Origin of the sequence: Citrobacter sp. S-77, assembly GCF_963864895.1 — a bacterium.
In the GTDB taxonomy this organism is placed as follows: Bacteria; Pseudomonadota; Gammaproteobacteria; order Enterobacterales; family Enterobacteriaceae; genus Citrobacter; species Citrobacter murliniae.
In genome coordinates this window covers 47628-62717 of the sequence record NZ_CAWLWU010000001.1, presented here as the reverse complement: position 1 = coordinate 62717, position 15090 = coordinate 47628, and the positions used below count along the sequence as shown (strand labels likewise).

The window sequence follows — 15090 nt, the reverse complement described above, 5'->3', positions numbered from 1 at the left end:
ATCCAGCACCGTGACCGGCACTGTAAATAACCTGTTACTACAGCGCCTGATTTATAACCGGCACCGTAAGCAGCACTGTACCACCAAAAAACAGCACTGCAAGCAGCACTCTTCAACTAAAAAGCAGCACTGTTACGGTGCTGCTTTTTCCTCACGTAAGAGATAAGATAATGATAATAAAGGATTAGCACTGTTACAGTGCTGCTTACAGTGCCGGATCCAGCCACAAACCGGCACCGTTACGGTGCTGCGTATTCTTTTAATTCCTAGCATTTGCCAGATGTTATATGCATAACGCACTGAATATAAAAGCAAATCATGCAAAACTAAGTTTTGCGTGGTGTGTGAGGAAATAGCTTCAGAGAAGCGCGATTTGGTACATGGGGTTTCCGGGAGAGATCCAGTATTCAGGCTGTTGTCCGTCAGCAGAAAAAATGGCAAGCTATAAACATGAGTGTGCTCGTGAATAATATAAAATGATAAAGTTACTTATTTTTACCATTCTCTTTCTCAGTGGTACGGCATATTCATCAGACTGTTTTGAAAGTTCCGGAAGGGATTATAAGATCGATCCTGACTTACTCCGTGCCATAGCCTGGAAAGAATCCGGATATCGTATTGATGTTATTGGTATCAATCCGGTTACTGGCTTTGGCTCAGGATTAATGCAGGTCGACTCCCAGCATTTCAATGAACTTAAAAAGTATGGAATAAAACCGGAACACCTGCTGAATGATCCATGTATGAATATATATACAGGAGCGTACTACCTTGCTATTGCATTCAAACGATGGGGGTATTCCTGGCGGGCAGTGGGGGCTTATAACGCAGGATTTCGTGAAACTGAGAAACAGGAAAAAAAACGTCAAAATTATGCGCAGGAAATCCAGAGTATTTATTATAATATCAAGAAAAACATTCCACTGAAGTGATTTTTTGGCAACCTATCATTAGTGCGAAATATTAATTCATAATCAGAGCATTTAACATAAACGTTACAGTCTTCATATACTTTGGTTTATCCTGTTCCTATATCAATCTCTTGCTAGTATAACCACCTTATATCGAAGTAAACCCAACAGCCAATCCCTCCGACACGATATAGGTCTTATATTCACCAGAGGGGCAAAGCTATAGGATTAGTGATACAGAGCAATACACCGTTCAGGAGAAGACATGCTACCTGCGACGGATTATGTGCTTAGAATGAGTTATGATTATGATCAGTATAGATGGCAGTAATCCATTACCACCTTGAAGAAAGCAGCTTAGTCTTTTGGTTTTAATCCTAAGTGGATAATCCTGACAGGAATAGTCAGAATGAAACGGTGCCCAAAAAAGAAACAACAATTTTCGCATCAGCGTAAGAAAAAAGAAGACAACATGCAGGAAAATAATAAATGCTTAAGTAAATAAAAACCATAAAAATCAAATAAGCACGCGTCGGAATAAAGAGCTATGCCGACGCGCTGTATTTTATTGTGGTTGCTGCATCTTCAAACTTGCTGAATTTTAAAGTTTACACCACAGGCTCTGGCATAGCGTACCAGTGTATCAATACTCATACGTGATGCGTTCTTTTCCATGCGTGAAATGGTAGGCGCTTTAATACCCATGCGCTCTGCAACCTGCGCAGACGTCAACCCTGCTTCCTTTCGCCAGGAAGCTAATGTCTCCCGAAGCTGCTCTGAGGCTTCTTCAGCCTCATACGCTGCACGATATTCAGGATCATGCATCGCTTCAGCATGTACCTGGCTAAGTGTTTTATACTTCATTCTGCATCTCCTCAAGTCTACGAAATGCCAGCTCTATCTCTGCCGGTGGAGTTTTAGGCGATTTTTTTATGAAAATTCTCAACAAAAAAATGCGCTCACCGCTCTGATATACCCACAATCCTCGTGCGATATCGGTGCCCATTGTCCGGATTTCAAACAACCCGTTACCCAGGGGTTTGGTATCAGGCTCACGAAGCTGACGTGGGTTGGCCTCCAGCTTCGCGAGTATGCGCGACATCTTGGCACGAACGTTAACAGGCAGAGCAACGAATTCTTTTTCAGCTTCATCATGAAAAATTACGGTAAACATTCAATCTGCTCCCTGATTCAGTTTCTTTATATTAGCTTAAAAGCTAACTTAGCTCAAGAGCTAACATTTATGTGTTATACCTCCTGTCGGAGGACAAGAATTTCCCCTGCCCTCCTGAATGTTTAAGCCGCGTCGGATAATCCCCTCATGAAGTCCCGCATGGCCCTGAACCGGCGTAGGTCTGCAAGCCGTTTTTCAAAGCCGTTCAAGTAATAAACGGGGGTATACCTCACCCGATTAAACTGCATTGTGAGGGTATTCCCCGTTACCACTTCGGCGGCAATTCCCAGTAGAGACAGCTGGATAAAGGCCATATCTGCCGCCACAGGATCGATATCGATGCAACTGCCGAACATATGCATGGAAGGGTTAATATCCGATTCCAGCAGGCACTCTGCATACGCAATTAGCATTCCCGCAGCACCACTGGCAGGATCACTGACGGTTACAATACCCTCCCTCCGGATAGTCTCCTGAATTCCCGGTATCAGCATCCGGGCTATCAGGCACTGAACGGAATACGGAGTAAAATACTGTCCGCGAAAGTTATCACCGAGTTCAAGCTCCATGAAAATCGCGCCGAGAAAATCATGGAATTTTGCTTCCAGTGCGCACACCATCAGGCAGAACATCTCCTGCATGTTCGCGATATCTGTAGCCTCATAACGCGCACAGATTTTCCGGCAGTGCTCCATGCTCTCCGGCGTTCTTATCCGCGCGATATCCAGCTCACTGGCGACCAGTGACAGAAAATCACTGAAAACTTCCCAGCGCCGAAGATGGCGGGCTGTGGATTTAAAGACGCTGAGAAAGCGGTTCCGGCTGTACTGCGCACTGATCACTCGCTGGGGGGCTGGATATTCGCTGCCCGACTGCGCGTTCTGAATAACATTTTTACTGCCAGTGCCTTCTCTGCTCATATTGAAGGCATCGACAAAGCTCAGTTGTGACATGAAAAATCTCCTGTAATGCCGCCCCCGAAGGGACGGCAGGTTTCACATCACGCGAGGCCGAGGCCAGCGTAGACCACGGTCATGAACTGCTGCCAGTATTTCAGCTTCAGGGCTGGAACACGGGCGCGTTTACCACTGCGCAGGGCATTTACAAACTCATTCGCTTGTGCGACGATCTGTGCGTCGAAATTCATAGATTCATCCTCTATAGGTTTTGACAGTCGCCGAATCAATCGTTGCAAGCGGGTAGATTCGGCGGGGAATGAGCAGGCATATGCCTGCTTTTTTCATTTCTGGCTCTGAATTCCCTCCTTAACGCGGGCCAGAATTTCCGCGTGGTCAAGGTTGCTGTAGTCACACATCCGGTAATAACGGATACCAATCCGCGCATAAATTTCGGTCACATTGCCGCAGACCATTTCTGCCAGCATGAAGGTTTCACATTCGCCGTCTCCACTACAGCGCCAGTTCATCGGATACATCAGCCCCAGCGCATCATGAAAAGAGTGAACGTCGATTTCAACGGGCGCTTTTACAGCGGCCTTTTCACGACTCAGCCAGTAAATCCGCTCAGCCTCAGAGGTGGCCTGCATCCCCAACAGAGCAGAGGATTCGTTCAGGTTTAAGAGCATGGTTTTCTCCTTTGTCAGGGGTGACAGCACCACGCTGCCACCAGATTCAGTAATCAATAATCCGCCGCCAGCTCATTCATCAGGTCGGCACATTCAACATGAGCACGTTCTTCTTCCGCCATCGTCAGCATGTAACCCCGCTGAGCTGCCGCGCCGATGAATACAGGACGATCTTTCAGTGGCAGTTCTGCCAGGTAATTCATAGCCATACCCAACAAACGGGAGGCATAAATCTCGTAATGCAAACCGCACGCGCGATTAGCCTGTTTTTCCATGCGTGCCAGCACCACATCCGCACGAATGACATCGAACGGATTCCGGGAATGAATATTGCGCACGAAGCCATCAGTGCGCAGGGACGTGGTTTTCCCCCATCTTTCGGAAGATTCTTTGGTGGCGGTTTTGACGTTTTGTGTGTTCATCCTGCTTTTCCTCTTGTCTGGTGGTAAATCCATCTCTCGGTGAGTTCCCTGGCGGCAAGGGCAAAGGAGCAACGGCGTAAGGAGGAAGGAAAGGGGCGGAGACAAAAGTTTTTGCGGTCCCTGGCAAAAAGTTTTGGCGGAGTTTATTTCACCCCTTGTATGACGACACGACGGTGCTACGACCAGCCCTCACGCCCGGGAACGGACGTGAGATGGCTCACCAGAGCTATGAGAAGAGGATGAACACACCCGCCACGTCGGAACGACGTGGCGCCACTGGAGTGCCGGCGTTAAATGCCGGCATGGTGAAAGCGGCGTGACCGGAACGGTCACTGCAAGCCTGCTTTCGAAGTTGCGACAGCCTGGGATGGAAACCCGCTGCCCCGAAGGGGCCGGGCAGAGACAGCGCAGCTGGCTCGGTGCGAAGCATGACAGCCCCGGTTCCCGTCAGGGAAGTCGCCCGCAGTCATGCCAGGTGCCCCCGTCCGACAGCAGGCAAATTTGGAAAAAATGATACAGACAACAGCCACCACAATTCGCAGCGGCCATTCTTCAGAGGAGATTCACAGCCGGGTATTACCTTTGCCTCCAGAACACCCAGCCACTAACCAGAATCAGAATCGGCGCACCGCTCAGCACCGCCAGATCCGGCAAGATGGTGTCGAACGCGCTGCTGAAAACTTCATCGGGATTATGATTCCCCCAGAATTCCAGCTTGTATCCGATACCCCAGGTAAAAAACGCCAGACCGGAAACCACAATTCCCCACTTAAAAATAAATATGAGCACATTGTCCAGCATATCCGGTGGGTCACGCCAGGTGATAACCGTGGAGATCAGGGCGCAGATTGCCATCCCGGCATAATGCCCCGTACTTCCGAACATCTCCGGCGCGGCGAAATGTATGACCAGCGTAAACAGGCCACTTAAAAGTACTGCCAGTATCCAATATCTCATACTCTTACCTTCTTTTCCGATCGGGAGCTAAGGGCAACAGCCTCAAGGGGCAGCCGCTTTCCGCACCTCACTCCAGCGTCTTATCTGCCTTTCATCCAGAAAATCGACACACACCGCATACCCTGCTCCCGCCACCCAGCGGGCCATCACCGATTCAGGAGCGGGCTGCCCTTCCTCCACCACTTCAGACACCAGTTCCTGCGGTCCGGGACACGGTGTCCGGGGCAGTGTCCAGCACAGTAGTAACGCCATTTCATACCCGGCTCCGGTGCGTCAGCTTGTTGGGTACCATCCAGCGCTCCAGTTGCCGGACAGATTCCGGGCTTTCTTTTGCGAGGGCATCAGATTCGACCATCACACTCCAGAAAGGCTGGTTTGCCATCATCCAGCGCTCCATTGGCTCCAGTGACGGGAAACGCTCGCTCCAGCGCCAGAACATATCCTCAAGGTCGTACTGGCGCAGTTCCGTGGCCGACCAGCGTGATCTCCAGCTGCTGACCGTTTCGGGTGTATGAAAAGCCAGCTCAATTTCCGCCTGCCCCGCCAGTGCCTGATACGCCATTTCGCGCTGACAGGCCTCCCTGCGACGCTGGCGGGAGTATTTTTCATCATTCAGTTCACTTTGCCGGCGGCGTCGTTCTGAGAGCTGAAACTTCGTTTCCGGGAACAGTCGCCAGCCATCAGACAGCGACAGGGGCAACCAGCAACATGTGCCACGGCTCTCGATCAGCCTGTCGATTGCCGCCAGCCACTCCTGTTTTTTCCCCCGCAAAGCCTGTGCAGTCAGCCCCGGAGAGAACCAGGCGATGTCTTTTGCGGTGACGCGTTTGCTGCCGTTCAGCGTGCGGAAAAACGCACTGGCATACGGGTACGCCGTGAGCACCGCGCCGCGTGACTGCCTGCGTTCAACCTCTGCAATGGCCTCCATCGCGGCGCGGCGCTCGGGACTGAACGGAACCAGGGAAAGGAGCGAAGGGATCATACTGAACCCTCCGCTGCCAGAATACTGATAATACTGGCCTGGCTGTAACCGTCCGCATTGAGGCGTGCAGCCAGACTGAGTTTGTGCGATATCACCTCCGACGACCAGGCAGGCAGGGTGCAAATGACGGAGAACGGGCGACCACTGACAGGAATAAACACCATCGTCCATGAGTGAGTGATCTCGCCGGGACTGCATACGGCGATATGGAAGTTGCCGTGAGATGGCGTGAAGCGGACCTGTACCGGAAAAAAACCGCCGAACTCACTCCGGTATTCTCCGTTCATGTCCCAGTTTTCTGGACAACTCAGCTCACGCATGACGGCATGGGTCAGTTCGCGGCGTAAATCTTCACCCGCCTCGCGCCAGTCTTCGAATTCCTGGGGGATCATGGTTTTCAGTACGTCGGGCGTAATCACATTGCGCATAATGGTCTCCTTATCGCCGCCCCGCAGGGCGGCGTTTCCGTTATCAGGCGGCCTGTGCCGTGGTGGTGTCGTTGTTATTTTCAGTGCTGTCAGAATCTGAAGTTTTCTCATCTGCCTTGGCTTCAGCCACAGGCTGTGGCCCTTTCAGCCATGCAGGAACCCAGCGGTTGTGCTGCATAAAATGCTCCGCATGCCCTGCTGCATCGGCTTTTTTCATTTTCTCCGCGTCCCGCGCCGCGCCCGTCAGTCCCGCCTCTTTGAGGGCGTCCACAATCTGAGTGTGCTTCAGGCTGCCGAAGTAGTTGTCTTTCGTCGGCTGCCACCAGTCGCGCAGATGGAATCCGATTGCCGCCTCGACCGTATCGAGCCTGCTGCGCGAGGTGTGACCGTTGTCACGGGTCTGGACACCGTCGACGGAACAGGCGGTGCAGAAGGCCATCAGCGACATCAGCACATCTCCGTTCAGCGTGAAGAAGGTCGTAAAATCTTTCTCCCAACCCTCCGGCAACAGGACTTTCAGACGCGCTTTCTCTGCCATCAGGCGTTCAAACGCCGCGCCGCGCTTACCGGACGGGGCATTTTCCGTCAGGCTGGCGTGGGAAACGGTCAGGCTGATGCGGAACGGATGCGTCGTTGTCAGACAGCCAGAGAAGACGCACGTACACATGCGCCAGACCATCAGTGCCACGGCCTTTTCGGGCTGCTGCATCAGCGCAGCCTGTACCGCCAGCGTCCGCTCGGAGGACATTTTCGTGAGCAGCGGGACGCTGATCCCCTCTGCGGGGTCAGGCTGGCGTGAGGTGAACGGCAGCGTGGCGCTGCTGCTTTCTTCAGGTTCTTCCGGCATATCTGCTTTCAGGCGCACCCCGCGCTGCACATATACCTGCCCTTCGTACAGGCTGACCATCACCCCCGCACCTGACTTCATTTCATCGGTCCACGCGCTGATTTCTGCCGCCTGTTGAATGGCGTCAATCTCAGCCTCCAGCGCATCCGTTTCGTCACAGCGGGAGTCGTAGCCGCTCCACTGCTCGTGAAGTTCATCAAGACGCTGGCGCTGTTCAGGGGTGTACACCGGTTCGGGTTCTTCGGGCCGAACGAACTCGTTCGCATCATCGCCGTGGTACCAGATGCGGGCTGCACGTCCACGGCTCCATTTCCAGCCCTCCTGCAGCTGAATGTCCTGCGCGATGCGTTCCAGCTTTTCCTGCACCAGACGTTCGACCAGCGTGCTGTCGGCAGTACCGTCCCCTTCCTCCTGACTGAACAGATCTTCGCGGACATATCCCCCAGCCGCCTCGTAGGCTTCGCGCCCGATAAAGCGGAATTTCGGGCTGTCGGTGCGCATTTCGGTTTCGGTAATGGCACGCTTAATAAGGTGGGCGGGCGCGTTCGACCAGCTGGCCTTCACGCTCTCGTACACCCCGACCTGACGGGCATGATCATCTTCAAGACACAGCGCCTGACACTGCTCAACAGTCAGGTCGTCCTGCGCGAGCTTTTCCATCAGGGACGGGGCAAGATTTGCCAGCTTCAGCATGCGCCGGACGTGTCGGGAACTGAAGCCGAGGGCGTCGCCAATCTGCGCGGGTGTTTTGCCCTGCTCTGCCAGCGTGCGGAAACCTGCAATCTGCTCGGCGGGGTGCATGGCGGCGCGCTGCTCGTTCTCGGCAACCGAGGCCAGTGCCGCGATGTCGTCAGAGACACGCTTCACCATCACGCTGTGGTCACCTGCAAGGCGGCTCTCCTGCGCGAGCAGTTGCAGAGCGGTCAGTCGGCGGCCACCTGCAGCTACACCAGATTTCCCGTCTGCAAGGGTGTGAACGATCAGGTTCTGAAGCAGTCCGAGCGACTCAATGGAATCAGCCAGACCACGGACGCTGTCCTCCGAATAAGGGATGGTGCGCACGTTCAGCGGCGATTTAACGAGCCCGGACAGCGGAATATATTCAATGGCGGCGGCCTCAAGGGCGGCCTTCAAAGCGATTTCCTGCGCCTTTGTGATTTTTCTGGGGCTGGTTTTTTTGGGAGCTTTTGCTTTAGACTCGGTTACTGACATAGTTGATACTCCTGTGGGATATTGATGATTGTCCGGCCCTGCGGAGTGGCTGCTCCGGCAGGGCACCTTCTTACTGCTGCTTGCGGATACCGTAGTCCGCGATATAACGGTTGAGCCAGTACGCACCGTCCGGCTCAAAATTCCAGGTACGCCAGACCATTTCACCGTTCTGACGCACGACCAGACGAAAATGTGTCCCCTGATCGTCTTCAATCGTCACATTCTGATACTGTGCCGCCACTGCTTCCGCCTGTTCACGGGTAAATGAACCATCGGACAGGGACTTCAGGGGGGCTACTGTCTTTGCCACTTTTTTCTCCTGATTTTTAAAGAACATCACCCGTTGAGTTTCGGGAGCCGCGGTGGTTTTGAGGTTTGCGGGAACCTGCTGCTTTGTTCCCTCTGGTACTGAACTTCACCCGTTTGAGAACCTTCGCCGCAGGGGCGCACCGGCCACGGCCTGACGCACCTGTCCGGGGCAGAACGCAAAAGTTTTTGCCCGGCAAAAAGTTTTGTGGTCTGTGCATTTCACCCTGGACAGGCAGTGCGGCAGGTTGTGGCTGTATCAGCCCCCGGCGACAGGGACTTAAACGGTGGAATGGCAGCAGATGAGAAAATGAGCAGGGGCCCGCCGCAACGACGGAAAGCGCGGCGCGCGAAACGGCGTTGCGCCTTACAGCCCGGCAGCCTTACCGCCGGGGTGCGGAAAGCGCAGGTAACGGCGCGCCAGAGCGGCGCATCCGTTCACGGATGCTGCAAGCGAAATTGCGACAGCCTGGGATGGAAACCCGCTGCCCCGAAGGGGCCGGGCAGAGACAGCGCAGCTGGCTCGGTGCGAAGCATGACAGCCCCGGTTCCCGCCAGGGAAGTCGCCCGACGCCAGTGAAACCAGACAGGGAACAGGCTGTGTATTATCACCATCAGAAAGACCCACAAGGAGAGGCGCTATTTTTTCACCTCATCCTCTTTTTTTGCATATTCCGGGGCATTTTTGTCCGGCAACTGCGTACTGAGCTGGCGATAATGCCGCAGTCGTTCCATAAAATATTCCCTCAGATGTTCAGGCTGCTCTCTGGCCACCAGTTCAGCGACAACCGGCATGGCCAGCCGTTCTTTATACGCCACACCTGACGCCACCAGGTCCACAGCGACTTTATCCTGTTCTTCTTTCGATTTTGCCGCGAGATTCAATCCGGACATCACACCCTCCGACAGTAACGGAACCCCGCTATTAGTGTACGCCATCTGAATCAGAGGAGGGAAAGGACGGGGGGCGCGAAGCGCGGCTCCGGCCCTTTTCCCGCAGGCGCCAGCCTGCCAGGGTTTTGTGCGCGGGCTGACAGGCGCCTCCGAACGCCTGCCATCCTGTTCACTGGTGGTATCCGTCCTGTCGGATAAACTGACCGCAAAGGAAAACTGCGTTCTGGCAGCTCATGTAATAACAGATTTCGTCGATCACCTGTTCCGTTCTGAGGGCCGACTGGCCATTCTCACGGCGGCGGGCATTAATCACTGCCTTGTATTGTCGCAGAATTTCGCGGGTTTCCGGGGCAAGTTTCATACGTTTTCTCCCTGTCCGGCGGGTTTCCCCGCCGGACATTCATCAGTTGCTGAAGACATAGCCGTCATGGAACACATAGCCGCTGCTGAACAGGTCTCGCGCATAAGCTTCAAAATCGAAATAGCTGCGCAGCGGCTCCGGCACCTCATTTAACAGGCCGTTGTCCTCCACCATCTCCTGTGCCCAGGCTTCCTCGCTTTCCGCCTCGCCACGGTACGCATCGTCAAACGCGTCATAGTCACACTCGCCGGTATACTCCGCCCAGGCGATGAAAGCAGCCTCCCTGCCCTCTTCTTCAGCCTGTTTGTAGGCGGCGACAAAATCCCAGTCGATGGAGCATTCAGAGATGAACTGTGACGGGATACCCTCCCAGTCCTGGAACATAAACTCGGCATCCCATTCATCGGCATGCAGCGCCTGACAGGCCTCGTAAAACTCCTCCCGGCCGTCAAATTCCGTCAGGTCAAACCATTTGCCGTAGATACTGCCGCAGTTGTATTTGTGATATGTGCCCACGTAGACAGCCGGTGTGGTGGTCGTATTGCGCATAGAAAATCCTCCGTAGTCAATGTCGTCTCTGTTCCGGCTTACGCCGTGCCGACACGACAGCCGGGCGAAAAGCGGAGGATGCAAGGGCGTCACTGAAGCCGCAGCGCAGTAAAACAGCAGGAGCAGGCTGGACGGTTTGACGGCGAAAACTGAGCCGGAAAACGACGGGAAGACGGCGGATAATGCCTTTGAAATACACTGCGACCGGGTGAAGGTGACGGCGTTTACGCTTCCCTTGCATCAGCCGCGGCCCGGCTACAGTAGAGGCACGGCGTTTGCCGCAGACCGCACGGGACTTTATTCACCGCGAAGCCGGAACATCGTGGAGGATGAGCATGAAAAGCGGAGCGGCCACGCGACTTCCGATAACATCCGATGGCATCCTCAACGCCCTGAAGGTCGTGGGTTCCTGCTTCAACGAGCAGCCTGACTGCACCCACCCTCCACAGGCAAGCACGGCGTGCCCCGCCGCTAAAATGTTTCGGGCGCCGTTTACATCGGCGTTCGCTGTATATCCACACGCCTGACACCTGAACTTACTTTGTGACAGGCGGTTTTCTTTCTCTGTATGACCACAGCACACGCAACGCTGGCTTGTGTATGCTGGCGGAACAGCCAGCACCTGGCCACCACGCCAGAGCTGCTTGTACTCAAGCTGGCGGCGCATCTCATACCAGCCCGGGTCCAGTATCGAACGGTGATCAGCGTCCGCTTTGTGCTGTGAGTTCAACGGGTCGATGCAACGCTATCCTTAATCAAGGGGGACGTTGCAATGAAACGAAGAACACGCATTTACTACACGCCCGAACAGAAAGCGATTATCTGGGACAGATATAAGCAAGGTGGTTTCCTGCATGATATCGCCAGAATGTTCGACAGATATCACTCTTCTATAATGCCCACTATTTCTCGCTCAGACGTCTGCATTGCTGCCTCATTCCATCAAAAACACTCTCAGCAAGTTCTTGTGGGAAGTAAGTTGGAAGTTGTGCATAGACGCGCTCAATAACATCTGGCGTCACGGCTACAATGTCATCAATCATCGTCTCGACCAGTTGCTTATTCAGGCCGGTCAACTCTCCATGTTTGATCCAGTGGCGTCTTAATATTCTGTAAATCAGGTAATAGTTACTGCTACCACGGATTGCCATCGCCAGTTTGCATTTCTGCCAGGCAATCTGTGCGTTTCCGTTGCCAATAATTGGCCATGCCGATAAAACATCATAGAGCGGGGTAAGATGATACTGCCCGCGAGGCTCTATAGCGATACTGAAATTTTTGGCGTGACCATCTGTGGCGGCCAAAAGCCAGAAGATAATCTGCGCCCTGAAGAACTGTATTCTGTCATATTCAGCCCGGTCTGAATGACTCAGAACGCCCATGATGTCAGAGATCCCCGGCCCTCCATCGGCCTGGTATTTCCGTAATGGTGATACCGCGAGAGCCTGGCACATATCCTCCTGGGGTAAGCGAATGATCCATTGCTGGTCTCCTGACCATCTCCGGTCAAAACGCTCCACCACCAGAGCCTTCTGATCTTCAAATTGAGCAATATGGGTTTTGGCGACAGGGACCCCGTACTGCTCAAGAAGCAACGAACAGAGCCATTCATTTTCTACTGACGTACTCATATCTGCTTTCATATTCCCGACCCGGCCGAGCGGTAACTTGAAAATATGAGTCGTCGGTGTATGACCCAGAGGCAGACACCAACTGTCGTCATGCCACAGTAAAGCTGTTTTTTCCTGCGCACCGGCAATCGATAACCGTAAGTCATCATTATCGCCATGCCTGCCAGGTAATAACGCTTCCGTCGTATTTCGCAATGTTAACGCGATCTCTGATTCAGAAAGAGGACGATATTTTACGGAATATAAATCAGTGGGTTCCTCTTCATCACTCAGTAACTGTATTGCCCCCACGCAGTCTTTTCCCAGCTCCTGCAACAGGTCGAAAGGTTCGAGACTGTCTGCCTGATAGCGCATTGCCAGACGCCTGCGGATCCCTTCACTATCCGGCAGTAAATTATCAAAATAATCACGTACTACGTTACCGTGCCAAATTTGGTTGCCAGGTGTGAAAGGCAGTGACAGGGACAATGGCCGACCCTGTTCGTCAGCAACCCATTCAGGGAGATATCGTAACGAATCATAGCCTTTATTCTTTTCCCAGAACCCGACCTGAATGCCGTTCATCCATATCGCTAAACGCTGCTGTTTGCGGACCATTTCGTCACCATTTCTCCCGTCTGGCGGGCAAACTTTCCAAAGATTCATTTTCGCCCGACTGCATCATTTCTGATGAACCTGTCACCGGGGAGAGACTGATTTCCACGCCAAGTACGGTAAACACTTTGAACAAACGTTCAATACTCGCACTGGCAGGATTGGCCTCCAGGCGAGCGTAAGTCTGCTGGGTTACGCCTAACCGCTCAGAAACGTCTTTTTGCGTCAGTCCATTCGCTTTGCGAAATCCAAGCAGCAATGGACGCAACTGGTTGAGTGTTTTTATCGGATAAACATTTTTCATCATGGGGAGGCCGCTATATGGTTTGAAACACCCTGTAAGCTGTATTCACAAAAATACACCTTAAAAGCTGTTAAATCAAGATTACAGCTTAAAAGCTGTTTAAAAATATTAACAGCCTGTTGGCTGTTAATATGGACAAGAAAAATACGGACCACTGGCAGACGCAAACCAGACCTTGGATTGATAACGGCCACTGCTGTTTATTGTTGAATCCGTCTAACCTAATTCCAGTTCAACTATTGAAATCAAACCGGCATAGCGGATACATCACGCACGTTGTTACCTTGTATCTTCAGGATACCCGCTGGCTGTGTTTATCAGCCGTGAAGTCATTTCCAGAATCGTGCTTATCATCATGGCTGTTGCCGTTCTGAGCAGTTCGCTTATGGCAAAACCACAAGCTGTCTATAACCTCCAGGATGCAACTTCTATCAGTGAACATCAGCACGACAGCGATGAGCCGCTGAATGAGCATGACCCGTTGCTGTTCCACTCGCACGGTAACATGCATCACCTCAATGCCGATCATTCCCACGATCTGAACAAACTTTTCACGCTGACTGCTTTGCAGGCCAGGAACGCAGGCATGCGGGCGACATTCGCGCTGAGTTCAGAACAAATCCTGCGGATGCCCCAAGCCCCCCCGAGATCCCTGATTGCTTAATAACTTCCACTAATTCGTTATTATTCAATTTGTAAGGGTTTTTATGAATACCAGCCTTGATATACAGGGCCGGTTGAGCGGTGGCCTGCCTTCAGCTCAGGCACGTTCAGCTTGTCTGTTCTTCTTGTTATTATTGCTTTTCTACAGCCGGGGCGCGTCTGCCCACGGCGTGGCGCTGCTGCTTTCTTCAGGCATCTCTGCTTTCAGACGCCCCACGCGCTGATTTCTGCCGCCTGTTCGATCGCATCAATCTCAGCTTCAAGCGCATCCGTTTCGTCACAGTGTGAGTCGTAGCTGTTCCACTGCTCGTGAAGTTCATCAAGACGCTGGCACTGTTCAGCGGGCGTACACCGGTTCGGGTTCTTCGGGCCGAACGAACTCGTTCGCATCATCGCCGTGATACCAGATGCGGGCTGCGCGACCGCGACTCCATTTCCAACCTTCACGCTGTTGAATCTCCTGGGCGATACGCTCCAGTTTTTCCTGCACCAGACGTTCGACCAGCATGCTGTCGGCGGTACCGTCCCCTTCCTCCTGGCTGAACAGATCTTTGCGTACATATCCCCCTGCCGCCTCGCAGGCTTCGCGCCCGATAAAGCGGAATTTCGGGCTGTCGGTGCGCATTTCGGTTTCGGTAATGGCACGTTTAATAAGGTGGGCGGGCGCGTTCGACCAGCTGGCCTTCACGTTCTCGTACACCCCGACCTGACGGGTATGATCATCTTCAAGGCACAGCGCAGCCGTCAGGCCGTCCTGCGCGAGATTTTCCATCAGGAACGGGGCAAGATTTGCCAGCTTCAGCATGCGCTGGACGTGTCGGGAACTGAAGCCGAGGGCATCGCCAATCTGCTCGGGTGTTTTGCCCTGCTCTGCCAGCGTGCGGAAACCTGCAATCTGCTCGGCGGGGTGCATGGCGGCGCGCTGCTCATTCTCGGCAACCGAAGCCAGTGCCGCGATATCGTCAGAGATGCGCTTCACCATCACGGTGTGGTCACCTGCAAGTCGCCTCTCCTGCGCGAGCAGTTGCAGAGCGGTCAGTCGGTGGCCACCTGCGGCTACACCAGATTTCCCGTCTGCAAAGGTATGAACAATCAGGTTCTGAAGCAGTCCGAGCGACTCAATAGAATCAGCCAGTCCACGGACGCTGCCCTCCGATTGACATCCTCCACACCCTGAAGGACGGAGATTCCTACAGCGTTCAGACCGGAGCCTGAATCACCTCGGTGGGTTCCTGCTTCAACGGGCGGCCTGGCTGCACCCTCCCTCCAC

General features: G+C 53.3%; 19 protein-coding genes and 4 pseudogenes. 3 read left to right on the top strand and 20 right to left on the bottom strand.

Annotation, left to right across the window (positions count from 1 at the left end; translation table 11 throughout):
- Nucleotides 1-476 precede the first annotated feature (476 nt).
- Nucleotides 477-932, top strand: a complete 456-nt coding sequence (locus AACS05_RS00370; protein WP_045449986.1) for a transglycosylase SLT domain-containing protein — start codon at nucleotides 477-479, stop codon at nucleotides 930-932.
- Nucleotides 933-1496: 564 nt separating this feature from the next.
- On the opposite strand, the gene AACS05_RS00365 is transcribed toward AACS05_RS00370, so the two are convergent.
- From AACS05_RS00365 to AACS05_RS00285, 17 genes and pseudogenes are all read right to left on the bottom strand, one after another.
- Complete coding sequence (locus AACS05_RS00365) at nucleotides 1497-1775, bottom strand: helix-turn-helix domain-containing protein (protein ID WP_045449985.1); 279 nt, start codon at nucleotides 1773-1775, stop codon at nucleotides 1497-1499.
- Nucleotides 1765-2085 (bottom strand): type II toxin-antitoxin system RelE/ParE family toxin, encoded by a 321-nt coding sequence (locus AACS05_RS00360; RefSeq protein WP_045449984.1) that lies wholly within the window; start codon nucleotides 2083-2085, stop codon nucleotides 1765-1767. Before AACS05_RS00360 ends, AACS05_RS00365 begins: the two co-directional genes overlap by 11 nt.
- Before the next feature lie 122 nt (nucleotides 2086-2207).
- Nucleotides 2208-3038, bottom strand: coding sequence for an N-6 DNA methylase (locus tag AACS05_RS00355; protein ID WP_045449983.1), 831 nt, complete (start codon nucleotides 3036-3038; stop codon nucleotides 2208-2210).
- A gap of 47 nt (nucleotides 3039-3085) precedes the next feature.
- Complete coding sequence (locus AACS05_RS00350; RefSeq protein WP_001403164.1) at nucleotides 3086-3232, bottom strand: hypothetical protein; 147 nt, start codon at nucleotides 3230-3232, stop codon at nucleotides 3086-3088.
- Between the two features lie 93 nt (nucleotides 3233-3325).
- A complete protein-coding gene (locus AACS05_RS00345; protein WP_045449982.1) occupies nucleotides 3326-3670 on the bottom strand; it encodes a hypothetical protein in 345 nt (114 codons plus the stop codon).
- A 53-nt stretch (nucleotides 3671-3723) separates the two neighbouring features.
- A complete protein-coding gene (locus tag AACS05_RS00340) occupies nucleotides 3724-4092 on the bottom strand; it encodes a hypothetical protein (protein ID WP_001096022.1) in 369 nt (122 codons plus the stop codon).
- Nucleotides 4093-4668: 576 nt separating this feature from the next.
- Nucleotides 4669-5049 (bottom strand): hypothetical protein, encoded by a 381-nt coding sequence (locus AACS05_RS00335; protein WP_045449981.1) that lies wholly within the window; start codon nucleotides 5047-5049, stop codon nucleotides 4669-4671.
- 51 nt (nucleotides 5050-5100) lie between these two features.
- Nucleotides 5101-5306, bottom strand: a pseudogene (locus AACS05_RS00330) (theronine dehydrogenase); the annotation flags it as partial.
- Nucleotides 5303-6031 carry a plasmid SOS inhibition protein A gene (locus AACS05_RS00325; protein WP_045449980.1) on the bottom strand — a complete coding sequence of 243 codons (729 nt, stop codon included), beginning with the start codon at nucleotides 6029-6031 and terminating at the stop codon, nucleotides 5303-5305. The gene AACS05_RS00325 and the pseudogene AACS05_RS00330, both read right to left, overlap by 4 nt.
- Nucleotides 6028-6462: a conjugation system SOS inhibitor PsiB gene (gene psiB, locus AACS05_RS00320; protein WP_144243118.1), complete on the bottom strand. Its 435-nt coding sequence runs from the start codon at nucleotides 6460-6462 to the stop codon at nucleotides 6028-6030. The genes AACS05_RS00325 and psiB overlap by 4 nt, the downstream gene beginning before the upstream one ends.
- Nucleotides 6463-6502: 40 nt before the next feature.
- A complete protein-coding gene (locus tag AACS05_RS00315) occupies nucleotides 6503-8518 on the bottom strand; it encodes a ParB/RepB/Spo0J family partition protein (protein ID WP_045449978.1) in 2016 nt (671 codons plus the stop codon).
- A 70-nt stretch (nucleotides 8519-8588) separates the two neighbouring features.
- The gene (locus AACS05_RS00310; protein WP_045449977.1) at nucleotides 8589-8855 is read right to left on the bottom strand and encodes a DUF905 domain-containing protein; all 267 of its coding nucleotides are present in this window, start codon (nucleotides 8853-8855) and stop codon (nucleotides 8589-8591) included.
- 407 nt (nucleotides 8856-9262) lie between these two features.
- Nucleotides 9263-9439: a hypothetical protein gene (locus AACS05_RS00305; RefSeq protein ID WP_190284585.1), complete on the bottom strand. Its 177-nt coding sequence runs from the start codon at nucleotides 9437-9439 to the stop codon at nucleotides 9263-9265.
- Between the two features lie 24 nt (nucleotides 9440-9463).
- Complete coding sequence (locus AACS05_RS00300) at nucleotides 9464-9718, bottom strand: DNA polymerase III subunit theta (RefSeq protein WP_045449976.1); 255 nt, start codon at nucleotides 9716-9718, stop codon at nucleotides 9464-9466.
- A gap of 169 nt (nucleotides 9719-9887) precedes the next feature.
- Nucleotides 9888-10079 carry a hypothetical protein gene (locus AACS05_RS00295; RefSeq protein WP_045449975.1) on the bottom strand — a complete coding sequence of 64 codons (192 nt, stop codon included), beginning with the start codon at nucleotides 10077-10079 and terminating at the stop codon, nucleotides 9888-9890.
- 42 nt (nucleotides 10080-10121) lie between these two features.
- Nucleotides 10122-10628 (bottom strand): antirestriction protein ArdA, encoded by a 507-nt coding sequence (locus AACS05_RS00290; RefSeq protein WP_045449974.1) that lies wholly within the window; start codon nucleotides 10626-10628, stop codon nucleotides 10122-10124.
- 400 nt (nucleotides 10629-11028) lie between these two features.
- Nucleotides 11029-11328: pseudogene (locus AACS05_RS00285) on the bottom strand (RNA-guided endonuclease InsQ/TnpB family protein); the annotation flags it as partial.
- A 72-nt stretch (nucleotides 11329-11400) separates the two neighbouring features.
- Here AACS05_RS00285 and AACS05_RS00280 point away from each other — a divergent pair.
- Nucleotides 11401-11544, top strand: a pseudogene (locus tag AACS05_RS00280) (IS30 family transposase); the annotation flags it as partial.
- Here AACS05_RS00280 and AACS05_RS00275 read toward each other — a convergent pair.
- Nucleotides 11531-12856: a type II toxin-antitoxin system HipA family toxin gene (locus tag AACS05_RS00275; protein ID WP_045449972.1), complete on the bottom strand. Its 1326-nt coding sequence runs from the start codon at nucleotides 12854-12856 to the stop codon at nucleotides 11531-11533. The pseudogene AACS05_RS00280 and the gene AACS05_RS00275 overlap by 14 nt on opposite strands.
- Before the next feature lie 4 nt (nucleotides 12857-12860).
- Nucleotides 12861-13157, bottom strand: coding sequence for a helix-turn-helix transcriptional regulator (locus AACS05_RS00270; protein WP_045450042.1), 297 nt, complete (start codon nucleotides 13155-13157; stop codon nucleotides 12861-12863).
- 310 nt (nucleotides 13158-13467) lie between these two features.
- Between AACS05_RS00270 and AACS05_RS00265 the strand changes: the two genes are divergently transcribed.
- Nucleotides 13468-13821: a hypothetical protein gene (locus AACS05_RS00265; RefSeq protein WP_045449971.1), complete on the top strand. Its 354-nt coding sequence runs from the start codon at nucleotides 13468-13470 to the stop codon at nucleotides 13819-13821.
- A gap of 212 nt (nucleotides 13822-14033) precedes the next feature.
- On the opposite strand, the pseudogene AACS05_RS00255 reads toward AACS05_RS00265, so the two are convergent.
- A pseudogene (locus tag AACS05_RS00255) lies at nucleotides 14034-14976 on the bottom strand (ParB/RepB/Spo0J family partition protein); the annotation flags it as partial.
- Between the last annotated feature and the right edge of the window lie 114 nt (nucleotides 14977-15090).